19 protein-coding genes and 1 pseudogene are annotated in these 21,102 nt (G+C 61.4%); 9 read left to right on the forward strand and 11 right to left on the reverse strand.

Annotated elements, in window-relative coordinates:
- Positions 1 to 16 precede the first annotated feature (16 nt).
- A complete protein-coding gene (gene tusA / locus GT753_RS18010; protein WP_025304890.1) occupies positions 17 to 262 on the reverse strand; it encodes a sulfurtransferase TusA in 246 nt (81 codons plus the stop codon).
- 220 nt (positions 263 to 482) lie between these two features.
- Between tusA and GT753_RS18015 the strand changes: the two genes are divergently transcribed.
- The 3 genes from GT753_RS18015 (at position 483) to GT753_RS18025 (ending at position 2,262) form a co-directional block, all read left to right on the forward strand.
- Positions 483 to 1,142 (forward strand): 7-cyano-7-deazaguanine/7-aminomethyl-7-deazaguanine transporter, encoded by a 660-nt coding sequence (locus tag GT753_RS18015; RefSeq protein ID WP_004934310.1) that lies wholly within the window; start codon positions 483 to 485, stop codon positions 1,140 to 1,142.
- 41 nt (positions 1,143 to 1,183) lie between these two features.
- Positions 1,184 to 1,618 carry a GNAT family N-acetyltransferase gene (locus GT753_RS18020; protein WP_004934307.1) on the forward strand — a complete coding sequence of 145 codons (435 nt, stop codon included), beginning with the start codon at positions 1,184 to 1,186 and terminating at the stop codon, positions 1,616 to 1,618.
- 80 nt (positions 1,619 to 1,698) lie between these two features.
- Positions 1,699 to 2,262 (forward strand): DcrB family lipoprotein, encoded by a 564-nt coding sequence (locus GT753_RS18025; RefSeq protein ID WP_015376277.1) that lies wholly within the window; start codon positions 1,699 to 1,701, stop codon positions 2,260 to 2,262.
- A 34-nt stretch (positions 2,263 to 2,296) separates the two neighbouring features.
- Here the strand turns inward: GT753_RS18025 and glpC are convergent, their stop codons facing one another.
- From glpC to glpA, 3 genes are read right to left on the reverse strand one after another with little or no spacing between them, the layout of a single operon-like run.
- A complete protein-coding gene (glpC, locus tag GT753_RS18030; protein WP_160125819.1) occupies positions 2,297 to 3,496 on the reverse strand; it encodes an anaerobic glycerol-3-phosphate dehydrogenase subunit GlpC in 1,200 nt (399 codons plus the stop codon).
- Positions 3,493 to 4,761, reverse strand: a complete 1,269-nt coding sequence (gene glpB, locus GT753_RS18035; protein ID WP_160125820.1) for a glycerol-3-phosphate dehydrogenase subunit GlpB — start codon at positions 4,759 to 4,761, stop codon at positions 3,493 to 3,495. Before glpB ends, glpC begins: the two co-directional genes overlap by 4 nt.
- Positions 4,751 to 6,400, reverse strand: coding sequence for an anaerobic glycerol-3-phosphate dehydrogenase subunit A (gene glpA / locus GT753_RS18040; protein WP_021504814.1), 1,650 nt, complete (start codon positions 6,398 to 6,400; stop codon positions 4,751 to 4,753). The genes glpB and glpA overlap by 11 nt, the downstream gene beginning before the upstream one ends.
- 364 nt (positions 6,401 to 6,764) lie before the next feature.
- Between glpA and glpT the strand changes: the two genes are divergently transcribed.
- A complete protein-coding gene (gene glpT / locus GT753_RS18045) occupies positions 6,765 to 8,117 on the forward strand; it encodes a glycerol-3-phosphate transporter (RefSeq protein WP_015376273.1) in 1,353 nt (450 codons plus the stop codon).
- 82 nt (positions 8,118 to 8,199) lie between these two features.
- Positions 8,200 to 9,279, forward strand: a complete 1,080-nt coding sequence (glpQ, locus tag GT753_RS18050) for a glycerophosphodiester phosphodiesterase (protein ID WP_015376272.1) — start codon at positions 8,200 to 8,202, stop codon at positions 9,277 to 9,279.
- Between the two features lie 43 nt (positions 9,280 to 9,322).
- On the opposite strand, the gene yigL is transcribed toward glpQ, so the two are convergent.
- Both yigL and pldB read right to left on the reverse strand, forming a co-directional pair.
- Positions 9,323 to 10,120, reverse strand: a complete 798-nt coding sequence (yigL, locus tag GT753_RS18055; RefSeq protein ID WP_004934290.1) for a sugar/pyridoxal phosphate phosphatase YigL — start codon at positions 10,118 to 10,120, stop codon at positions 9,323 to 9,325.
- Between the two features lie 4 nt (positions 10,121 to 10,124).
- Positions 10,125 to 11,168: a lysophospholipase L2 gene (gene pldB / locus GT753_RS18060; RefSeq protein ID WP_015376271.1), complete on the reverse strand. Its 1,044-nt coding sequence runs from the start codon at positions 11,166 to 11,168 to the stop codon at positions 10,125 to 10,127.
- A gap of 147 nt (positions 11,169 to 11,315) precedes the next feature.
- Here pldB and rhtB point away from each other — a divergent pair, with 147 nt between their 5' ends.
- Positions 11,316 to 11,936 (forward strand): homoserine/homoserine lactone efflux protein, encoded by a 621-nt coding sequence (rhtB, locus tag GT753_RS18065; protein ID WP_004934282.1) that lies wholly within the window; start codon positions 11,316 to 11,318, stop codon positions 11,934 to 11,936.
- Positions 11,937 to 11,984: 48 nt separating this feature from the next.
- Here the strand turns inward: rhtB and rhtC are convergent, their stop codons facing one another.
- Genes rhtC through pldA form a run of 3 tightly spaced genes read right to left on the reverse strand, consistent with a single transcriptional unit; the run spans position 11,985 to position 15,372 of the window.
- Positions 11,985 to 12,605, reverse strand: coding sequence for a threonine export protein RhtC (rhtC, locus tag GT753_RS18070; RefSeq protein ID WP_004934276.1), 621 nt, complete (start codon positions 12,603 to 12,605; stop codon positions 11,985 to 11,987).
- A 12-nt stretch (positions 12,606 to 12,617) separates the two neighbouring features.
- Complete coding sequence (recQ, locus tag GT753_RS18075) at positions 12,618 to 14,450, reverse strand: ATP-dependent DNA helicase RecQ (protein WP_031300091.1); 1,833 nt, start codon at positions 14,448 to 14,450, stop codon at positions 12,618 to 12,620.
- Positions 14,451 to 14,493: 43 nt separating this feature from the next.
- The gene (gene pldA, locus GT753_RS18080) at positions 14,494 to 15,372 is read right to left on the reverse strand and encodes a phospholipase A (RefSeq protein ID WP_015376269.1); all 879 of its coding nucleotides are present in this window, start codon (positions 15,370 to 15,372) and stop codon (positions 14,494 to 14,496) included.
- A 203-nt stretch (positions 15,373 to 15,575) separates the two neighbouring features.
- On the opposite strand from pldA, the gene GT753_RS18085 reads away from it, so the two are divergent.
- Both GT753_RS18085 and rarD read left to right on the forward strand, forming a co-directional pair.
- The gene (locus tag GT753_RS18085) at positions 15,576 to 16,046 is read left to right on the forward strand and encodes a thioesterase family protein (protein WP_004934267.1); all 471 of its coding nucleotides are present in this window, start codon (positions 15,576 to 15,578) and stop codon (positions 16,044 to 16,046) included.
- Positions 16,047 to 16,112: 66 nt separating this feature from the next.
- Positions 16,113 to 17,000: pseudogene (gene rarD / locus GT753_RS18090) on the forward strand (EamA family transporter RarD).
- Positions 17,001 to 17,016: 16 nt separating this feature from the next.
- On the opposite strand, the gene corA reads toward rarD, so the two are convergent.
- Positions 17,017 to 17,967, reverse strand: coding sequence for a magnesium/cobalt transporter CorA (gene corA, locus GT753_RS18095; protein WP_004934262.1), 951 nt, complete (start codon positions 17,965 to 17,967; stop codon positions 17,017 to 17,019).
- Positions 17,968 to 18,412: 445 nt separating this feature from the next.
- Here corA and GT753_RS18100 point away from each other — a divergent pair, with 445 nt between their 5' ends.
- Complete coding sequence (locus GT753_RS18100) at positions 18,413 to 18,886, forward strand: WbuC family cupin fold metalloprotein (RefSeq protein WP_004934257.1); 474 nt, start codon at positions 18,413 to 18,415, stop codon at positions 18,884 to 18,886.
- A gap of 43 nt (positions 18,887 to 18,929) precedes the next feature.
- On the opposite strand, the gene uvrD is transcribed toward GT753_RS18100, so the two are convergent.
- Positions 18,930 to 21,092 carry a DNA helicase II gene (gene uvrD / locus GT753_RS18105; RefSeq protein WP_160125821.1) on the reverse strand — a complete coding sequence of 721 codons (2,163 nt, stop codon included), beginning with the start codon at positions 21,090 to 21,092 and terminating at the stop codon, positions 18,930 to 18,932.
- Positions 21,093 to 21,102 lie beyond the last annotated feature (10 nt).

Here is a 21,102-nt window from a genome sequence, read left to right on the forward strand (position 1 = left end):
CTCGGCCGCGCCGCCGTTAGACGCCTTTACGTAACAGATAACGGTATGGCGCCTGTTCGGTCTCCTGCGCCACCAGCGTGTGCTCCATAAAGCGGCAGAACCCCGGGATATCGCGGGTGGTGGCCGGATCGTCGGCGATAATCAGCAGCGTTTCGCCGTTGTCCATATGGCGCACGGTTTTACGCACCATCATCACCGGTTCCGGACAGCGCAGCCCCAGCGCGTCGAGCGTCTGGTCTGCCTGGGCAAATAAGTCAGTCATGCAATTTTTCTCGTTCAAAAACGATCGGCGAACGCTCGCCGCATCTCATTAGCGCCTAGTTTACGCCGGTAGTTTTTCTGCGCAAGATGCGTTAACGTTTGCGTTAAATTTAACCATTGCATTGGTTGCGCAAACGCGTATCATGCCGCCGCGCAGCGTTTTTTGCTGTTTTGACAAGACACACTGGGTTCCCTCACCCCACTGCTAAAAAGGCTACAACATGTATTCGTTTACCGCACAGCAGCGCTTCACCGCGTTGGTCTGGCTTTCGCTGTTTCATATCGCCATCATTACCTCCAGCAACTACCTGGTGCAGCTGCCGATCACCGTTTTCGGCTTCCATACCACCTGGGGCGCCTTTACTTTCCCGTTTATCTTCCTGGCGACCGATCTGACCGTGCGCATCTTCGGCGCGCCGCTGGCGCGGCGCATCATCCTGGCGGTGATGGTGCCGGCGCTGTTCATCTCTTATGTGATCTCCACCGTCACCTATCAGGGAGAATGGCAGGGCTTTGCGGCGCTGAACAGTTTTAACCTGTTCGTGGCGCGCATCGCCGTCGCCAGCTTTATGGCCTATGTGCTCGGGCAGATCCTCGACGTACACGTCTTCAACCGCCTGCGTCAACGCAGCGCCTGGTGGGTGGCGCCGGCGGCGGCGATGTTCCTCGGCAACATCAGCGATACGCTGGCGTTCTTCTTCATCGCCTTTTATAAGAGCAGCGATCCCTTCATGGCCAACAACTGGGTGGAGATCGCGCTGGTGGATTACAGCTTCAAGGTGATGATCTGCCTGCTGTTCTTCCTGCCGATGTACGGCGTATTGCTGAACATGCTGCTCAAACGCATCGCAGCGCGCAGCGGCGGCCTGCAGCCGGGTTGAGTCGTGTTATTCTGGGCGGCCCTATCCTTTGGAGGCCGCTCATGACCCCAATCGTCCGCACCGCCACGCTTGAAGACATCCACCGCCTTTACCAACGCATCCCCGAATTCGGCGGCCTGCATAGCCTGGCCGATCTGCAGCGGCGCATCGGCGCCGCCCCCGCCAGCCTGTTGATCGCCGAGATAGCCGGGCAACCGGCCGGTTTCAAACTCGGTTATCAACGGCAGGAAACGGTGTTTTACAGCTGGCTGGGCGGCGTGTTGCCGGCATTTCGTCGCCACGGCGTGGCGCAGGCCTTGTTGGCCGAACAAGAGCGCTGGGCGCGGGCGCAGGGCTATCGCCAACTGACGGTCAAAACCCGTAACCGGTTCCGCGCCATGCTGACGATGCTGATCGCCCACCACTATCAGATTGTTCAGCTGGAAAAGAAAGGCGAAGTGGCTGATTATCGGCTATTACTGGAAAAAAACTTGTGACAACATCTGCCTTGCATTTCAACCTGGAATAGGTTGCGATACGACAGTGAATCCCTACCGGAAAGGAAGAAGGAAGCCCGATGCGTAAAGTAGCGAAATTGATGGGTATCAGCCTGCTGGCGCTTGGCCTCGCGGCCTGCGACGGCGAAACCAAAGACACCAAGGCGGCAACGGACGGCGCGGCGGCCAGCGCGCCGGCCGGGCAGCAGGTGAGCCTGCTGGACGGTAAACTGGCGTTCACCCTGCCTGTCGGCATGGCGGATCAGAGCGGCAAGCTGGGCAACCAGGCCAACAACATGCATGTTTACGCAGACAGCACCGGCCAGCGCGCGGTGATTGTGATCCTGGGTGACAAGACCGCCGACAGCCTGGAGACCCTGGCCAAGCGCCTGGAGAATACCCAACGCGCGCGTGACGCCAACCTGCAGGTGATCACCAACAAAGCGCTCGACGTCAACGGTGTGCCGCTGCGTCAGCTGGACAGCATCATCACCAGCGGCGGCGAGAAAGCCTATTCTTCCGTCCTGATCGGCTCGCTGAACAACAACATGCTGACCATTCAGGTAACGCTGCCGGCGGACAATCAGCAGCAGGCGCAGACCGAAGCCGAAGGCATCATCTCCACCCTGAAGCTGAAGCAGTAATCCCACAAAGGGCCGGCTTGCCGGCCCTTTCGCTTTATGCCAGCGCCTGCGCCAGCAGGGTGATCGGATGTTCGCAGCGTTTGCTGGTGGACATTTCTATCTGCCATTTGCAGGTCTCGCAGTCGGTCACCACCAGATCCACCCCGCTCTCTTCTATCTGCCGGAACAGCGGTGCGCCGATACCCTGCGACGTGGCGTAGTTCTCCGATTTGAACCCGTAGGTGCCGGCGATGCCGCAGCACTGCGAATCCAGCACCACCAGCTCCAGCCCCGGTATCTGCCGCAGCAGCTCCAGGGTGTAGGCGGTCCAGCCCATCTTCTCCATATGGCAAGGCGTGTGATAAGCCACCCGCAGCGGCGTGCGCTTGAGCGGCAGGCTGCGCCCCTGATTGATCAGACGATAGAGATAGCGCGTCGCCAGCTCCACCCGCTCGCGCACCGCAGTGGTGTCCACGTCCAGCAGATGAGGGTATTCGTCACGCAGGGTGAAGGTGCAGCTCGACGAAGTGGCCACCACCGGAATGCCGCGCTCCAGCACCGTTTCATGCAGCGATTCGGCATTGACCCTGGCCTGCTTTTTGGCCTGCTCGATAAACCCGTTGGCGATCAGCGGCACGCCGCAGCATTTCTCGCGTTTCAGCAGCTGCACGCCGATATCCAGCGCGTTGAACACCCGGACCAAATCCTTGCCCAGCTGCGGGTGGTTATAGTTGACGAAGCAGCCGTGGAAGAACGCCACCTGCTCGGCGTAACGCTGCTGCGCCTGCGCCTGTTGCCGGTACCAGCGGCGGAAGGTGCCGAACGAGTATTTCGGCAGTTCACGACGGTGATCGATCTTTAGCGCCTTGTCCAGCAGCTTGCGCACCGGTTTCAGCCCGGTGGCGGCGTTGACGATCGGCGCGAACGGCGTCGACAGCGATCCCATGATATCGGTGTGGCTGAGGATGGCGTCACGCAGCGTCGGCTTGCTCTGGGCAAAGTCGGCGCGGGCGCGCTGAATGATGTCGCTGATTTTGACATCGGACGGGCAGGCCACTTCACAACGCTTGCAGTTGGTGCAATATTTCAGCGCTTCATCGTACAGCGTCGGGTCTTTCAGCCGCAGCCGCTCGCCGTCCGGCCCCGCCTGTTTCGGCCCCGGGTAGAGCGGGTTCACTTTGGCGACCGGGCAGTAGGTGGTGCAGACGGTACATTTGATGCAGCTTTCAAAGCTGTGATCCTGATGCAGGCTCATGCGTTCTCCTCCGCGGCGATCTGCTGCGCAACGTGCAGCGCACCGATCAATGACACGCCGGCGCCGCAGCCCTGCTGCAGCGGATCGTAACCGCCGGCGACCGCACCGATGGCATACAGATTGTCGAACGGCATTCCCTGCTTCATCGCCCGCAGCCTGCCGTCGGTACGCACGCCGAACTGCAGGTAAGGCTGCGGCGCGAACAGCTCGCGTCGGCTCCAGTCGGCGCGATCGGCGCGGCTGTGCACGTCCAGCCCGAAGATCGGCTCACGCACTTCATCGAAATCCGCCACCAGCCCGTTGCTGAAGAAGCTGCCGCTGGCCAGCACCACCTGCTGCGCCCGCAGCGGAATATCGCCGTGGTTGCGGGTATACAGGCCGGTGACGCGGCCGGCTTCACACTCGGCGCGCAGCACGCTGTCGCCCGGCATGAAAACGCCGCCCAGCTGTTGGAAACGCCGCCGCAACGCCTGGTGCAAGCGCATGCCGGGCACCGAAGGCGGCAACGTCGGCAGCAGTCGGACCGGCTTGCCGACCGCATCCTGCAACACCGCCAGCGACGCGTCGTCCTCCAGGCCCAGACAGGCCGGCAGGAAGAGCGCCTCGGCCTCGCCCGCCAGCCGCCGCAGCTCTTCAGCCAACGGCGGCAGGCTTTCCATCAAATCCAGTACCCGGGCGATGTTCACCGCGCGGAACTCGCTGGGGTTATTGCGCAATCTGTCCAGCGCCGGCATGTGCAGATAGGCCACGTCCGTCTGCACGCCGAGCTCGCGGCTTAAGGCGTCGGCGGCCATCTGCGGTTGGAAGTCGAGGAACCCTTCGATGCCGATCACCGCAATGCGCCGCCAGGGCAGTTGGCCGGTCAGCGGCAGCGTCGGGATCGCCTTCGGGCTGAGCCAGGTGGCGCGGCGCGTGCCGAGCGGCGTGATGCGCAGATGGTTGTTCACCCCCTCGCCCTGCAGATTCAGCCCGCAGCGTTCCAGCAGCCGCTGCGCGGCGGCGGACAGCGCCGCCACCCGGCCGGGGCCAATCAGAGAATACGGATGCTGCGGCGCCTGTTGCGCCAGCTGCGGCAGCGCCGCCAGTGGCATCTCGACCGGCGTGCCGTCCGGCAATCTCGCCAGCAGATCGAGCGAGCCGGAGGAGAAGTAGAGCGCGCTCTGGCCGGAACTGACCACCGCACAGCGTTTGCCCTGTTCGGCCACGGCAATGGCGCAGCTCAGGCCCGCCAGGCCGCCGCCAATCACCACTACGTCAAATCGCATCATCCGCCTCCTGCTCTTTGTCTGCCTGGGCCTCAAGCCCGCATAATCCCTGGTAAACCCAACTGGTAAATTCACTCTCGCGCAGCGCATCGCCCCAGGCGATCGGCCGCACGCCTTTCCAGCGTTCGTTGAGGAACTGCGACAGCTGCGCGATGGATTGCTGCGGCGTGCTGACCTTGAAGCGCGTCAGCAGTCCGGCGGCGCGGCAGGCGCAGAGTTCACCCTGGCAGGTGCCCATGCCGACGCGGGTGCGGCGGCGCAGATCCACCAGGTTATTGACGGTCAGCGAATTGACCGCATAGCGCACTTCCCCGGCGGTCACCGCCTCGCACTCGCACACCAAGCTGGTGTCGAGCCGATCGGCCGCCGGCACCTGGCTGGCGCGATCGCCGTGCCGGTAAATCGCCGAGCCGCGGATGCTGGCGGGCAGAGAAACCACGCTGCGCACCGTTTCCTCCGCCGACTGACGGGATCCGGGCAACGCGTCCTGCGCGGTGGTGCACGGACTATTTACGCCGAGCTTTTCACATACCTTGTCGGTGGCCCACTCCGCCATCAGGCGGTAGGTCATCAGCTTGCCGCCGGTGATGGTGATAAACCCTTCCAGCCCGTCGCGGGCGGCGTGATCGAGCAGCACGATGCCGCGGCTGACATTGCGCCCGCTGGGATCGTCGTCGCTGGCCACCAGCGGCCGCACCCCGGCATAGGCGCGCAGAATGCGGGTCTGCGCCAGGGTGGGCGCCAGCAGCGCCCCCTCGCGGATCAGAATGTCCACCTCCTGCGGGGTCACCAGCATGTTGTCAATTTGGTCGTAGTCGATATGGGTCGAGGTGGTGCCGATCAGCGAGATGGTGTCGCCCGGCACCAGGATGTCGGCGTCCGCCGGTTTGCGGCAGCGGTTGATCACCATGTTGTTGATGCGGTGACCGAGGATCAGCAGCGCTCCCTTGGCCGGGAACATGCGGATACGCAAATCGGCGTATTCGGCGATCTGCTGGCCCCAGATGCCGGCGGCGTTGACCACCACCGCTGCGTGCAGCTCATAGCGCCGCTGATTCTGATGGTCGTAAACGCGCACGCCCGTCACCCGGTCGCCGCTGCGCAACAATCCGACCACCTGGTGGTAAGTCAGGATCTGCGCGCCGTGTTCGCGCGCATCCAGCATATTGGCGGCGGTCAGCCGGAAAGGATCGACGGTGCCGTCCGGCACCCGCACCGCGCCAATCAGCGCCGGATTAGCCGCCGGCTCCAGCCGCAGCGCCAGCTGCGGGTCGATCGCTTCGGCGTCGATGTCGGCCTGGCGACAGGCGGCGATAAACTGTTGCTGATACTCCAGCGAGTCCTGCGGCAGGGTGATGAACAGCCCATCGGTGCGCTCGATACAGTGATGCGCGATGCGTTTCAGGATGCGGTTCTCTTCGATGCACTCGCGCGCCGACTCGCCGTCGGTCACCGCATAGCGCGCGCCGCTGTGCAGCAAGCCGTGGTTGCGGCCGGTGGCGCCGGTGGCGATGTCGTGACGCTCCAGCAAAATGCAGCGCAAGCCGCGCCGCGCACAATCGCGGGCAATGCCTGCGCCGGTGGCGCCGCCGCCGATGATGATCACATCCGTTTCGCCGCCGTCAAAATAGCTGCTCATGTCGCTCCCTCAGGATCGGTAGTTATGAGCCTATTGAGCCACGGTTATTAGGGTCTTTGTTTGATAAGGAACAAGAACGAACATAAAACGAAATAAAAATGTCCACAAAAAACCATCAATGTGATCATAATCACGATTTTTGGACGTTTTTCTATTTCATAACGTTAACGAATCGCTCAAAATCCGCCGTGGTTTCATGAAAGTGTAACAATTGCGCCATTCGTCACAGCGACACCAGGCGTATTTGTCGACAATGGCGCTCGTTATGGAACACAAAAACACCACATTCGATATCCGCTCAATCATCAAATGAACGTAAAAGGTCATATTGATGTGATAACAGATAAAGCCATCGGAGGCGCTCATGTTGAGTATTTTTAAGCCGGCCGCACACATCGCCCGTGTGCCGAGCGATAAGGTAGACCCGCTCTACCGTAAGCTGCGCTGGCAAATTTTCCTGGGGATCTTCTTCGGTTACGCCGCTTACTATCTGGTGCGTAAGAACTTCACCCTGGCCATGCCTTACCTGATCGAACAAGGCTTCAGCCGCGGCGACCTCGGCTTCGCGCTGTCGGGCATCTCCATCGCCTACGGCTTCTCCAAATTCATCATGGGTTCGGTCTCCGACCGTTCCAACCCGCGAGTGTTCCTGCCTGCCGGCCTGATCCTGGCGGCGGCGGTGATGTTGTTCATGGGCTTCGTGCCGTGGGCCACCTCCAGCATCGCGGTGATGTTCGTTCTGCTGTTCCTGTGCGGCTGGTTCCAGGGCATGGGTTGGCCGCCGTGCGGCCGTACCATGGTGCACTGGTGGTCGCAGAAAGAACGCGGCGGCATCGTTTCCATCTGGAACTGCGCCCACAACGTGGGTGGCGGCCTGCCGCCGCTGCTGTTCCTGCTGGGTATGGCCTGGTTCAACGACTGGCACGCGGCGCTGTACATGCCGGCCTTCGGCGCCATCCTGGTGGCCCTGATCGCCTTCGCCCTGATGCGCGACACCCCGCAATCCTGCGGCCTGCCGCCGATTGAAGAGTACAAAAACGACTATCCGGACGACTACAGCGAAAAAGACGAAGAAGAGCTGACCGCCAAGCAGATCTTCATGCAGTACATCCTGCCGAACAAGCTGCTGTGGTACATCGCGGTCGCCAACGTGTTCGTCTACCTGCTGCGTTACGGCATTCTGGACTGGTCGCCGACCTACCTGAAAGAAGTGAAGCACTTCGCGCTGGACAAGTCTTCCTGGGCCTACTTCCTGTATGAATACGCCGGTATCCCGGGCACTCTGCTGTGCGGCTGGATGTCGGACAAAGTGTTCAAAGGCAACCGCGGCGCCACCGGCGTGTTCTTCATGACGCTGGTGACCATCGCCACCGTGGTGTTCTGGATGAACCCGGCCGGTAACCCGACCGTGGACATGATCTGTATGCTGGTCATCGGCTTCCTGATCTACGGCCCGGTGATGCTGATCGGCCTGCACGCGCTGGAGCTGGCGCCGAAGAAAGCCGCCGGCACCGCCGCGGGCTTCACCGGCCTGTTCGGCTACCTGGGCGGCTCGGTCGCGGCCAGCGCCATCGTCGGTTACACCGTGGACTTCTTCGGTTGGGACGGCGGCTTCATGGTGATGATTGGCGGCAGCATCGCAGCGGTCATCCTGCTGCTGCTGACCATGCTGAACGAGAAGAAACACCACGCGGAAATCGCCGCCAAGCGCGGTTAAGCGTCACACGACTTTTGCATGATTTAAAGGCCGCCCTGCGGCCTTTTTACTACCCTGCCCCCAACAACACGGAGAAAACGGAATGCGGACTCAAGTCAAAGCCCTGCTGACAGGGATCATTCTCGCCACCTCGATGGTCAGCGCCGCGCAGGCGGCGGACAAAGTGGTCATCGCCCACCGCGGCGCCAGCGGCTACCTGCCGGAACACACCCTGCCGGCGAAGGCGATGGCCTACGCGCAGGGCGCCGATTACCTCGAACAAGATCTGGTGATGACCAAGGACAACGAGCTGGTGGTGCTGCACGACCATTACCTCGATCGCGTCACCGACGTCGCCGAACGCTTCCCGGACCGCGCGCGTAAAGACGGCCGTTATTACGCCATCGACTTTACGCTGGCGGAGATCAAATCGCTGAAGTTCACCGAAGGCTTTGAAATCGAAAACGGCAAGAAGGTGCAGGGCTACCCTGGCCGCTTCCCGATGGGCAAATCCGACTTCCGCGTGCACACCTTCCAGGAAGAGATCGAGTTCGTGCAGGGTCTGAACCATTCGACCGGCAAGAACATCGGCATCTACCCTGAAATCAAGGCGCCGTGGTTCCACAAACAGGAAGGCAAAGACATCTCCAGCAAAGTGCTGGCGGTGCTCAAGCAGTACGGTTACACCGGCAAGAACGACAACGTCTACCTGCAGTGCTTCGACGCCAACGAGCTCAAGCGCATCAAGAACGAGCTGGAGCCGAAGCTGGGCATGGATTTGAAGCTGGTGCAGCTGATCGCCTATAACGACTGGCAGGAAACCTATGAGCAGAAAGCCGACGGCAAGTGGGTGGAATACGACTACGACTGGATGTTCAAACCGGGCGCGATGAAGAAAATCGCTCAGTATGCCGACGGCATCGGGCCGGACTACCACATGCTGGTGGTGGCGGATCAATCCAAGCCGGGCCACATCGTGCTGACCGACATGGTGAAAGAAGCGCACGCCAGCAAGCTGGCGGTGCATCCGTTCACCATCCGCGCCGATGCGCTGCCGAAGTACGTGACCGACGTGAACCAGCTGTATGACGTGATTTACAACCAGGCCGGCGTCGACGGCGTGTTCACCGACTTCCCGGACAAGGGCGTGCAGTTCCTGCAGAAGCAGGGCCAGCACAAGTAATGCCAAGGGCGCCGCGAGGCGCCCTTATTATTTAATGGTTATTTCAAAGGAACATCTTGCGCAGGTAGTGCGGCACCGCGTTATCGACGTTGGAGCCGATCACTTCCAGCTCCGGCAGCATGTCCTTCAGGCGCTGATGCGCGTCGCGCATGATGCAGCCCTTGCCGGCCATCGACAACATCTCCAGATCGTTCATGCCGTCGCCGAAGGCGATGCACTCTTGCAGCGTATAGCCGATGATCTTGGCCACTTCTTCCAGCGCATGCCCTTTCGACACGCCGCCCGCCATCACTTCCAGGCAGGTAGGGAACGAGAAGCTGACGTTGACCCGATCGCCCCAGCGCGCGTTGATGGCGTCTTCCACCTGCAGCAACCGCTCGTGATCTTCACAGGTGAAGTAAACCTTGCAGACGCCGTCGGTTTCCAGCAGGCCCGGCTCAAACAGCTGATATTTGAACACCGACTCCTGGAAGAACTCTTCCTGCTCCGGGCTTTCGCGGTTGGTAAACCAATCGTCGTTACGGTAGACGTTGGTGGTGATATCCGGATCGTCGTGCAGCATGCCGTACAGATCGCGGGCGATATCCCCGTCCAGGTTGTGGCTGAAAATCAGTTCGCCGGCGGTGTTGTGCACCCGTGCGCCGTTGGAAGTGATCATAAAGGCGCTGATCTCCAGGCTGTCGCGGATCTGCGCCACGTCGATATGGTGGCGGCCGGTGGCGAACACGAAATGCACGCCGCGCTGAGTCAGCAACTTCAGCGTTTCTTTAGCGTACGGCGACAGGGTATGGTCGGGAGACAGCAGCGTGCCATCTAAATCGGAAGCGACGACGTGATACATAGCGTTATGTTCTAACCTCTGATGGAGTTGTCGGCGGCAGCGCGCCGCCTAAGTGTTGAGCAAAGAAGCGCAGAATTGCGTTCAGTGCTTCGGCGCGCAGCGCGTCCCGCTCGAACAGGATCTCATGGCGTGCGCCGTTGATAACCCACGGGAGCCCCCCTTCGCAAGGGCGCCCCGCGTCTGACAGAGCCTGACAAAAAGCCTGGTGCGAACGGTTGTCGACTACCCGTTCTTCACCGGCCTGCAAAAGCAACAGCGGCGTGGTGATCTTCCCGGCCTGCGCGATAATCTGCCGGCCGGCGCGGATGCTCTCCCGCACCCAATGGTAGGTCGGCCCGCCCACCTGCAGCTCGGGGTAATCGGCATAATAACGCAGGCTGCGCCGGTAACGCTCGCGGCTATGGGTCAACACGTTGACCACATAGGGCAGCGGACGCCACTGGCCGGTGCCCACCGCGTAATAGTCGCGGATCGCCGGGCGGGTCTCCGCCCAGTCGAGAATGCGATCGGCCAGCCAACCCGGCATCGGCAGCCGGATGCCGAACATCGGCGCGCAAAACGCCGCCGCGTCGAACGCCTGCGGCCGGCGCTGCAGAAACTGCGCCAGGATCGCGCCGCCCATCGAATGCGCCAGCGCGAAGCGCTGCCGATAACCGTGCGATTCGACCTCGCGCAGCCACAGCTGTTCGAAATCGTCCACGTAGTCGGCGAAGTTTACCACATGACCGCGGTGCGTATCCGCCAGTAAACGCCCGGAACGCCCCTGGCCGCGATGATCGACGATCACCACGTCGTAGCCGCAGTGGAACAGATCGTAGGCCACCTCAGGGTATTTCACGTAGCTTTCGATGCGGCCGGGGCTGACCACCACCACTCGCTGATGCCGCGCAGAACTGAAGCGCACAAAGCGGATCGGCACGCCGTCCACGCCGCTGAATTCGCCTTCTTCGCGCTGCCGCCAGAAATCCAGCAGCGGCCCGGTGGCGAAGGCAGCGAACTGCGTTTCACGCGTTAACCAGTCATCGGAGCTGAGAGTGAACGAGGTCATCGAGAGCGTTTTCCCTGTGGGGCCGGCGGAAAATGTGACCGCTGGCACAAGAAATCATACTAGCGTATTGTGATTCAATTCTGACAAAAACGGCGCCGCATCGGCGCATTGTGGCACAAAACGACACTTTCAGGGAGCCGAAGCACCATGACCTTGGACTGGTGGTTAACCTATCTGCTGACCACGCTTATCCTGAGCCTTTCCCCCGGCTCAGGCGCCATCAATACCATGAGCACCGGCATCAGCCACGGCTATCGCGGCGCCGCCGCCTCGATAGCCGGGCTGCAGGTCGGGCTGAGCGCGCACATCGTGCTGGTGGGCATCGGTCTCGGCGCGCTGATATCGCAATCGCTGCTGGCGTTCGAACTGTTGAAATGGTTGGGCGCCGCCTACCTGGTGTGGCTCGGCATCCAGCAGTGGCGCGCCGCCGGCGCGCTGGATCTGCATGCGCTGGCGGGCAGCATGCCGCGCCGCCGTCTGTTCCGCCGCGCGGTGCTGGTCAACCTGACCAACCCGAAAAGCATCGTGTTTCTCGCCGCGCTGTTCCCGCAGTTCATCTTGCCCAATCAGCCGCAGGCCGAGCAGTATCTGGTGCTCGGCGTCACCACCGTGGTGGTGGATATTCTGGTGATGATCGGTTACGCCACTTTGGCGACGCGCATCGCCGGCTGGCTGAGAACGCCGCGCCAGATGCAGTTGCTCAACCGACTGTTCGGTTCGCTGTTCATTCTGGTGGCGGGGCTGCTGGCGACTGCCCGCAAAGCCTGACAAAAAAGGCCGGGCATCGCTGCTCGGCCTTGGGCATTTCACTGCCGGTCAGCGGGTAAAGATCAGGTGTAACCCGAAGCCGGTAAACAGCACGCCCGCCACCCCGTCTATCCACTTGGCCAACCGCTGATAGCCGCGGCGCATCGCCGGCAGCGCGAACACCACCGCCACCAGGCTGAACCAGACAAAGGTCTCGGCGACGATCAGCAAGAACAGCCCCCAGCGCGCTCCGGCGCCAACGCTGTCGCCGACGAACAGCGAGAACACGCTGCCGAAATAGATCACCGCTTTCGGGTTGGACAGATTGGTCAGGAAGCCGCGAATAAAGCTGCGCCCGGCCTTGGGCAACGCCACCTGGGCCTCCGCTGCCGGCTGCGCTTGCTGCGCCCGCGCGGAACGCAGCAGTTGCCACCCCATCCAGCACAGGTACATCCCGCCGCCGACCATGATGATCTGATGCAGCCAGGCCATCTTCTGCAGGATCAGGTGCAGCCCCATCAACGCCACGCCGGCCCACACCACGATGCCGAGCGAAATGCCGACCACGCCCATCATCGCCTCGCGGCGCGAACGGCTGGCGGCGGTTTGCGACACAAAAAAGAAGTCCGGCCCCGGGCTCATCAGCGCAATCAGATGCACCAGCGCCACGGTGAGAAACAGCATTAGCATGATTTATCGCCCTCAGTCTTCGTCATTGTCGAGATGGTCGCGGATCATCGCCATAAAGGGCGCGCCGAAACGCTCCAGTTTGCGCTGGCCGACGCCGTTGACGCTCAGCAGATCGCCGGCCTTGATCGGCATCTGTTCGGCCATTTCCAGCAGCGTGGCGTCGTTGAACACCACGTAGGGAGGAATGTTTTCTTCGTCGGCGATCGACTTGCGCAGTTTGCGCAGCTTGGCGAACAGCTTGCGATCGTAATTGCCGCCGTAGGATTTCTGGTTGGCGCTGCTGCGCGACTTCAGGCTCTGAATGCGCGGCACCGCCAGCTGCAGTGCCACCTCGCCGCGCAACACCGGGCGCGCCGCCTCGGTCAATTGCAGCGCCGAGTGCATGGCGATGTTCTGGGTGATAAAACCCAGGTGGATCAGCTGACGCAGCACGCTGGTCCAGTGTTCGGTGGTCTGATCGCGGCCGATGCCGTACACCGGCAGCTTGTCGTGGCCATATTCGCGGATACGCTGGTTGTTGGAGCCGCGCAGCACTTCCACGATGTACCCGAGGCCGAAGCGCTGGCCGACGCGGTACACGCAAGACAGCGCCTTGCGCGCGTCCTCCAGCCCGTCGTAGCGCTTGGGCGGATCGAGGCAGATATCGCAGTTGCCGCAGTTTTCGTGCTTGCCTTCGCCAAAGTAGTTGAGCAGCACCAGGCGGCGGCAGGTTTGCGCCTCGGCGAACGCCCCCATGGCATTCAGCTTGTGGCGCTCGATGTCCAGCTGTTGCCCGGCGGGTTTCTCTTCCAGGCAGCGGCGCAGCCAGGCCATATCGGCCGGATCGTACAGCAGGATGGCTTCGGCCGGCAGGCCGTCGCGCCCGGCGCGGCCGGTCTCCTGATAATAGGATTCGATATTGCGCGGGATGTCGAAATGCACCACGAAACGCACGTTGGGTTTGTTGATGCCCATGCCGAAGGCGACGGTGGCCACCACCACCTGCAGATCGTCACGCTGGAACGCTTCCTGCACCTGGGCGCGGCGATCGTTGTCCAGCCCGGCGTGATAAGCGCCGACGCTCAGCCCGCGGCTTTGCAGGCGCGCGGCGGTGTCTTCCACCTTGGCGCGGCTGTTGCAATAGATAATACCGCTCTTGCCGCGCTGATCCTGCACGAAGCGCCACAGCTGATCGAGCGGTTTGAATTTTTCCACCAGCGTGTAGCGGATGTTCGGCCGGTCGAAGCTGCTGACCTGCACCAGCGGGTCCTGCAGCGACAGCAGGCGCACGATATCGCCGCGGGTGGCCTCGTCGGCGGTGGCGGTCAGCGCGATCACCGGCATCGACGGGAAGCGCTGTTTCAGCTGACCCAGCGCGCGATATTCCGGCCGGAAGTCATGGCCCCACTGCGAAATACAGTGCGCCTCATCCACCGCCAGCATCGCCGGCGGACAGTGATCGAGCAGGCTGAGGAAGCTTTCCATCATCAGCCGCTCCGGCGCGATGTACAGCATCTTGATGGTACCGTTGCGGCAGCCGGCCATAACGTCCAGCTGCTCCTCGCGGGTTTGCGTCGAGTTGTAGCAGGCGGCGGAAACGCCGTAGGCCAACAGTTGGTCGACCTGGTCCTTCATCAGCGAGATCAACGGGGAAACGACCAGCGTCAGGCCGTCCATCACCAGCGCCGGGATTTGGTAACACAGCGACTTGCCGCCGCCGGTCGGCATCACCACCAGGCAATCCTGCCCGCCGATCGCGGCGTTGATAATCGTTTGTTGGCCCGGGCGGAATTGCTGGTAGCCAAAGGTATCGCGCAATACCTGCTCGGCCAGCAACTCTCTGTTAATCACTGCTGCGGTTGACACACACTTCCCCATTTTTTCATCGGTACACACCCATCGGGTATGATTACATAATATCGTTCAGCATGACACCAACGCCCACCCGTGTCTGCCGGAAGTTGTAGTCGATCAGCGATTCGCCGTAGCCGCTGAACACCTGGGTATAGAAACGCACGTTGCGGGTGATCGGGTAACTCCAGCCCAGTTCCGCGCCGCCGTAGCCGCTGTTCCAGTTGTAGTGGCTGTCGACGCTGAACACACTGTCGCCCCAGGCGTAACCGACCTTCAACCGGTAGTATCCCATGTATTTGGTGATGTCCGGGTTGTCGTCGTTGCTCGAGCTCTCCGAGAAGCGGAACCAGGGCTTGAGATCCACCTGCCAGTTGCCATTTTGCGCCATCAGCCGCGCATAGCCGCGATTCCAGCTGCGCGACGTCGGATCTGAGCGGCCGTTAGACTGATGGTTAACGCCGATTTCAACATCGCGCAGCGTCCAGCCGGCAAAGCGGTAATCGGTCGCCCACCCCACGAACAGCTGCGGCTCGTAGTTGGTCTCGCGGAACGGCGAAGACTCGCCGCGGTTGGACAATTGCCACCAGGAGCGCTGAGTATAAGACGCGCCGAGCACCGAGTTGTCGCCGGCAATGCCCCGCCACAGCGGAAACGCCAGGCTAAGCTGGTATTTCACCTCGTCCTTGCGCGCCTTGTCGGCCCAGTTGTACGTCTTGATGGCTTCTTTGTTGATATCGCTGGTGTCGGTGTACAGCAGGTAATTGGGATCGTAAGGATACAGCGTGAATGGATTATCGTGCTCCTGCAGCAGGTTGGCGATAATGCTGCCGCGCACCGTCGGCTTATCGTGAATCTGCTGCTCTTTGGCTTCCTCAGCCAATGCCAGCGCCGGCATCAACAGCGTGGCGGAAACGATCCCTGACAAAATGCGCATAACCTCTCCTTACTCCAACGAAAAAGGGCAAGCCCGGAAAAAATCAGGCCATTTTACACACAAAGGAGGATTTACCGCAGCGCGGTCCGGTTTTATTGGAATAGTCTGGAAAGCAACAAAGGTTAAGCATAAAATCAACATTCCATTAACCTGGACTGACCAGTTAGCTCCCTTAAAACGCAAAAGAAAAACGGAACCCCGCTATGTCAACCACTGCTCTGACCCTGGAAGCCGCCCGCCGCAAGATCGGCGAAATCTTTGTCTACCACATGCCGTTCAACCGCGAGCTTGGCCTGGAGCTGCGCCGCTTCGACGATGACTACGTCGAGCTGAGCTTCACCAACCAGCGCAAGCTGGTGGGCAACGCCGCGCAGGAAATTCTGCATGGCGGCGTGATCGCCGCGGTGCTCGACGTCGCCGCCGGGCTGGCCTGCGCCGGCGGCGTGCTGACGCGCATGGAACCGCTGATCGAAGAGGAGATCGCCGCCAAACTGTCGCGCATGGGCACCATCGATCTGCGCGTCGACTATCTGCGCCCCGGCCGCGGCGAACACTTCGTCGCCTCCGCCAGCGTGCTGCGCAGCGGCAACAAGGTCGCCGTCGCGCGCGTAGAACTGCATAACCACGACGGCCTGCATATCGCGACCGCTACCGCCACCTATCTGGTCGGCTGATGATTGTGTGCGGTGAGCGACTTCAGTACACTCACCGCATCTTACGTTCCCCACCAGAGTGACGTCATGGACGCAAAGCAAACGCGTCAGGGCATTTTCTTCGCCCTGGCCGCCTATTTTATGTGGGGCATCGCCCCGGCCTATTTCAAACTGATCCAGCAAGTATCCGCGGACGAGATCCTCACCCACCGGATCATCTGGTCGTTTTTCTTCATGCTGGCGCTGATCACGCTGGGCCGCAACTGGCCGAAAGTGCGCGCCGCCTGCCAAAACCGCAAACGGCTGCTGTTGCTGGCGGTCACCGCGCTGTTGATCGGCGGCAACTGGCTGCTGTTCATCTGGGCGGTGAACAATCACCATATGCTGGAAGCCAGCCTGGGCTACTTCATCAACCCGCTGGTTAACGTGCTGTTGGGGATGCTGTTTCTCGGCGAACGTTTCCGCCGCATGCAGTGGGTGGCGGTAGCGCTGGCGTTCACCGGGGTGCTGGTGCAGCTCTGGCAGTTCGGCTCATTGCCGATCATCGGTCTGGGCCTGGCGTTCAGCTTCGCCTTCTACGGCCTGCTGCGCAAGAAAATCGCCATCGACGCGCAGACCGGCATGCTGATTGAAACGCTGTGGCTGCTGCCGGTGGCGGCGGGCTAACTGTTCCTGTTCGCCGACAGCCCCACCAGCCACCTGAGCGCCAACCCGTGGTCGCTGAATCTGCTGCTGGTCGCCGCCGGTATCGTCACCACCGTGCCGCTGCTGTGCTTCACCGCGGCGGCTACCCGGCTGCGCCTGTCGACGCTCGGTTTCTTCCAGTATCTCGGCCCGACGCTGATGTTCCTGCTGGCGGTCACCTTCTACGGCGAGACCGTCGGCCAGGACAAGCTGGTGACCTTCGGCTTTATCTGGGCGGCGCTGATCCTGTTCACCCTCGACGCGCTCTATACCCAGCGCAAGCTGCGCTGAGCCCGGCGCCGCCGAGTTACAGCCAGTTCTTGCGCTTGAAGTACAGGTAAGGGGCCAGGCCCGCCAGGATCATCAAGGTGATGGCGCCCGGGTAGCCGAACGACCATTTCAGTTCCGGCATGAATTCAAAGTTCATGCCGTAGCTGGAGGCCACCAGCGTAGGCGGCAGGAACACCACCGACACCACCGAGAAGATCTTGATGATGCGGTTCTGTTCGATGTTGATGAAGCCCATCGCCGCCTGCATCAGGAAGTTCACCTTCTGGAACAGCGATTCGTTGTGCGGCAGCAGGGATTCGATGTCGCGCAGCACTTCACGCGCCTGCTCCAGCTGGCCGGTCGGCAAACGCGCCTTGCGCACCAGGAAGTTGAGCGCGCGCTGGGTATCCATCAGGCACAAACGCACCTTCCAGCCGATATCTTCCAGCTCCGCCAGCGTCGACAGCGCGGCGTCGTATTCGTCGCCCTGATGCCCTTCCATGATCACCCGGCTAAGCTGTTCCAGATCGCTGTAGATGTTCTCTATCTCATCCGCCAGCTGTTCAATCTTGGTTTCGAACAAATCCAGCAGCAGTTCGTAGGCGTTGCCTTCGAGCATGGTCTGGTTGCGGGCGCGCATGCGGTATAGGCGAAACGCCGGCAGTTCACGCTCGCGCAGGGTATACAGGCGGCCGTCGCGGATGGTGAACGCCACCGTGGAGTTGCCGGCGTGATCTTCCGCATCTTCAAAGTAGAAGAAGGAGTGGATATGCAGACCGTCTTCGTCTTCGAAGAAACGGGCGGAGGCTTCGATGTCGTCCAGTTCGGGACGCGTCGCCAGGCTTTGTCCCAGCTCATTCTGCACGCGCTCACGCTCGCCCTCTTCCGGCTCGACCAGATCAACCCACAGCGATGACGTGAGATCATCCGAGTCGTCCAGTTCCAGACGGGACAAGCGGCGGTTATCTAATTTAAAAGCGCTCAGCATGTGCCAAAACTCCGTGAAGGTAACGGGTGCGGACAACGCGTTGAAGCACAGAAACAGAGGGGATGCGTATCACCGATTTGTTTCAGACCATGAAGAGATCTGACTCATAGCGACGCTTTGCGGGGTCGCCGACAACCACGAAGGCTATCAGCAAAAACGGAGAGCCTTAGAAGTTATACCTGCGGCGCAGGTCAGTGAGCCAGTATCTACTGGGTGTGTCCAAGGCGTCTGTCCTCAATGATAATAGTGCGCGCATGTTACGCCGAGAAGAAAAAGCCTGTCAACACGTTAGGCGGGATAATTGCGCAACAAATCATCACGATGATCAATGGCAGAAATAGCGCTTAAACCGTACTGAAAAAGTCGCGGCGATCGCTTACCACCTCCCAGAATGTTGCTAAGATGACATCACCCTAATGGTACGACAAGCATGCGGATTTAAACGATGAAACAGATTACCGCCCATGAACTGACCGCGATGAGCGAACAGGCCGCCAGCGTGGCCCGCCTGCGCGCGCACCGCACCTTACACGAAGAGCTGAGCGACCCGGTGCAACGCCTGGCGATCGCCATGGAACCCGGCACCTATATCCGCCCGCACCGCCACCCGCAAACCTGGGAGCTGCTGACGCCGCTGCGCGGCCGTTTCGTCGTATTACAGTTCAACGATGACGGCGTCGTGACGCAGCGCACCCTGCTCGGCGAAGAAACCAAAGTGCTGGAGATGCCGGCCTTTACTTGGCATGCGGTGCTGTCGGTCGATGCCGGCGGCGTGGTGTTCGAAGTGAAGCAGGGACCGTATCAGGCGCTGACCGAAGAAGACTGCATGCCGTGGGCGCCGCAGGAAGGCGGCGAAGGTACCGAAGCAGTGATGCGCTGGTACGCCACCGCACAGGTCGGCGACCGCTACCCTCACTGATGGTGAACGATTGCAGGGGCTTGCCCCTGCAACGCCTCTCTCGTTAGACCGTTTCCAAACGCGCGTAGGCCGCCACCAGCCATTTGATGCCTTCACCCGGGAAGGCGATCTGCAGCCGGCTGTGCTCGCCGCTGCCCTCCAGATTGACGATGGTGCCTTCGCCAAACTTGGGATGGCGCACGCGCTGGCCCAGCTTATAGCCGGTATCGTTCTCGCTGATCGGCGTGCCCATGCGGCGGTGATTGACCGGGCGCGATACGCTGGCGCGCAGGCGCACTTCTTCCACGCACTCCTCCGGCAGTTCGCCGATAAAGCGCGACGGCCGATGGTAAACCTCTTTGCCGTACAGACGGCGCGTTTCGGCATAGGTCAGCGTCAGCTTCTGCATGGCACGCGTTACGCCCACATAGGCCAGACGGCGCTCCTCCTCCAGACGGCCGCCTTCATCCAGCGACATCTGGCTCGGGAACATGCCCTCTTCCATGCCGACGATAAACACCAGCGGGAACTCCAGCCCCTTGGCCGAGTGCAGAGTCATCAGCTGCACCGCGTCCTGATAGGCGTCGGCCTGGCCTTCGCCCGCTTCCAGCGCCGCATGCGACAGGAACGCCTGCAGCGGCATCAGATCCTGATCTTCGTCCTGATAGCTGAACTGGCGCGTCGCCGTCACCAGTTCCTCGAGGTTTTCGATACGCGCCTGCCCCTTCTCGCCCTTCTCCTGTTCATACATGATGAACAGCCCGGAGTCGCGGATCACCCGGTCGGTCTGCACATGCAGCGGCATGTCGGCGGTTTCATGGGCCAGCGATTCCACCAGTTCGATGAAACGCTGCAGCGCCGACGCGGCGCGGCCGGCCAACACCTTGTCCTGCATCAGCTCGCGCGTCGCCTGCCACAGCGTCAGCTGGCGATCGCGCGCCGCCTGGCGCACCACGTCGAGGGTACGATCGCCGATGCCGCGCGTCGGGGTGTTGACCACGCGCTCGAAGGCTGCGTCGTCGTTGCGGTTGGAAATGAGGCGCAGGTAAGCCAGCGCATCCTTGATTTCCTGGCGTTCGAAGAAGCGCTGGCCGCCGTAGATGCGGTACGGCATCGCCGTCTGCAGCAGCGCCTCTTCCAGCACGCGCGACTGGGCGTTGCTGCGGTACAGGATAGCGCAGTCGTTCAGCGCCCCGCCGTTGTCCTGCCAGGTCTTGATGCGGTTGACCACGAAGCGCGCTTCGTCGAGTTCGTTGAAGGCACAGTAGATGGAGATCGGTTCACCTTCGCCGCCTTCGGTCCACAGGTTTTTGCCCATGCGCCCGTCGTTGTTGGCGATCAGGGTGTTGGCCGCTTTCAGGATGTTGCTGGTGGAACGGTAGTTCTGCTCCAGACGGATGGTTTCCGCGCCGGGGAAATCCTTCAGGAAGCGCTGGATGTTTTCCACCTGCGCGCCGCGCCAACCGTAGATTGACTGGTCATCGTCGCCGACGATCATCACGCTGCTGTTGCCGCCCGCCAGCAGGCGGATCCAGGCGTACTGGATGCTGTTGGTATCCTGGAATTCATCCACCAGCACGTTGGTGAAACGCTCGCGGTAGTGGTTGAGGATATGCGGCTTGTTCAGCCACAGCTCGTGCGCGCGCAGCAGCAGCTCGGCGAAATCCACCAGCCCCGCGCGATCGCAGGCTTCCTGATAGGCCTGGTAGATGCGCAGCCAGGTGGCCTCCACCGGGTTGTTGTAGGTTTCGACGTGCTGCGGGCGCAGGCCCTCATCTTTCTTGCCGTTGATGTACCACATCGCCTGACGCGGCGGCCACTGCTTCTCGTCGACGTTCAGCGCCTTGATGATGCGCTTGAGCAACCGCAGCTGGTCATCGCTGTCGAGGATCTGGAAATCCTGCGGCAGGTTGGCTTCCAGGTGGTGGGCGCGCAACAGACGATGCGCCAGGCCGTGGAAGGTGCCGATCCACATGCCGCCCTGGCTGGTGCCGATCAGATGTTCGATTCGGTGACGCATTTCCGCCGCAGCCTTGTTGGTGAAGGTCACCGCCATAATCGAATACGGCGAGCAGTTCTCCACCGACAGCAGCCAGGCGATGCGATGCACCAGCACCCGCGTCTTGCCGCTGCCCGCTCCGGCCAGAACCAACAGGTTGCTGCGCGGCGCCGCCACGGCTTCACGTTGTTTTTCATTCAGGCTGTCGAGCAGATCGGAGACGTCCATAGGCACCACT

The sequence above is a fragment of the Serratia sp. Z4 genome, assembly GCF_009900725.1.
In the GTDB taxonomy this organism is placed as follows: Bacteria; Pseudomonadota; Gammaproteobacteria; order Enterobacterales; family Enterobacteriaceae; genus Serratia; species Serratia nematodiphila.

Bases quoted from the DNA above. Each gene is read 5' to 3' on its own strand.
- glpB (WP_160125820.1), bottom strand. From the start codon at position 4,761: ATGCGATTTGACGTAGTGGTGATTGGCGGCGGCCTGGCGGGCCTGAGC.
- pldB (WP_015376271.1), bottom strand. From the start codon at position 11,168: ATGACCTCGTTCACTCTCAGCTCCGATGACTGGTTAACGCGTGAAACG.
- GT753_RS18020 (WP_004934307.1), top strand. From the start codon at position 1,184: ATGACCCCAATCGTCCGCACCGCCACGCTTGAAGACATCCACCGCCTT.
- tusA (WP_025304890.1), bottom strand. From the start codon at position 262: ATGACTGACTTATTTGCCCAGGCAGACCAGACGCTCGACGCGCTGGGG.
- uvrD (WP_160125821.1), bottom strand. From the start codon at position 21,092: ATGGACGTCTCCGATCTGCTCGACAGCCTGAATGAAAAACAACGTGAA.
- GT753_RS18015 (WP_004934310.1), top strand. From the start codon at position 483: ATGTATTCGTTTACCGCACAGCAGCGCTTCACCGCGTTGGTCTGGCTT.
- yigL (WP_004934290.1), bottom strand. From the start codon at position 10,120: ATGTATCACGTCGTCGCTTCCGATTTAGATGGCACGCTGCTGTCTCCC.
- rhtC (WP_004934276.1), bottom strand. From the start codon at position 12,605: ATGCTAATGCTGTTTCTCACCGTGGCGCTGGTGCATCTGATTGCGCTG.
- glpA (WP_021504814.1), bottom strand. From the start codon at position 6,400: ATGAGCAGCTATTTTGACGGCGGCGAAACGGATGTGATCATCATCGGC.
- glpC (WP_160125819.1), bottom strand. From the start codon at position 3,496: ATGAGCCTGCATCAGGATCACAGCTTTGAAAGCTGCATCAAATGTACC.
- rhtB (WP_004934282.1), top strand. From the start codon at position 11,316: ATGACCTTGGACTGGTGGTTAACCTATCTGCTGACCACGCTTATCCTG.
- corA (WP_004934262.1), bottom strand. From the start codon at position 17,967: ATGCTGAGCGCTTTTAAATTAGATAACCGCCGCTTGTCCCGTCTGGAA.
- glpQ (WP_015376272.1), top strand. From the start codon at position 8,200: ATGCGGACTCAAGTCAAAGCCCTGCTGACAGGGATCATTCTCGCCACC.
- pldA (WP_015376269.1), bottom strand. From the start codon at position 15,372: ATGCGCATTTTGTCAGGGATCGTTTCCGCCACGCTGTTGATGCCGGCG.
- GT753_RS18085 (WP_004934267.1), top strand. From the start codon at position 15,576: ATGTCAACCACTGCTCTGACCCTGGAAGCCGCCCGCCGCAAGATCGGC.
- glpT (WP_015376273.1), top strand. From the start codon at position 6,765: ATGTTGAGTATTTTTAAGCCGGCCGCACACATCGCCCGTGTGCCGAGC.
- GT753_RS18025 (WP_015376277.1), top strand. From the start codon at position 1,699: ATGCGTAAAGTAGCGAAATTGATGGGTATCAGCCTGCTGGCGCTTGGC.
- GT753_RS18100 (WP_004934257.1), top strand. From the start codon at position 18,413: ATGAAACAGATTACCGCCCATGAACTGACCGCGATGAGCGAACAGGCC.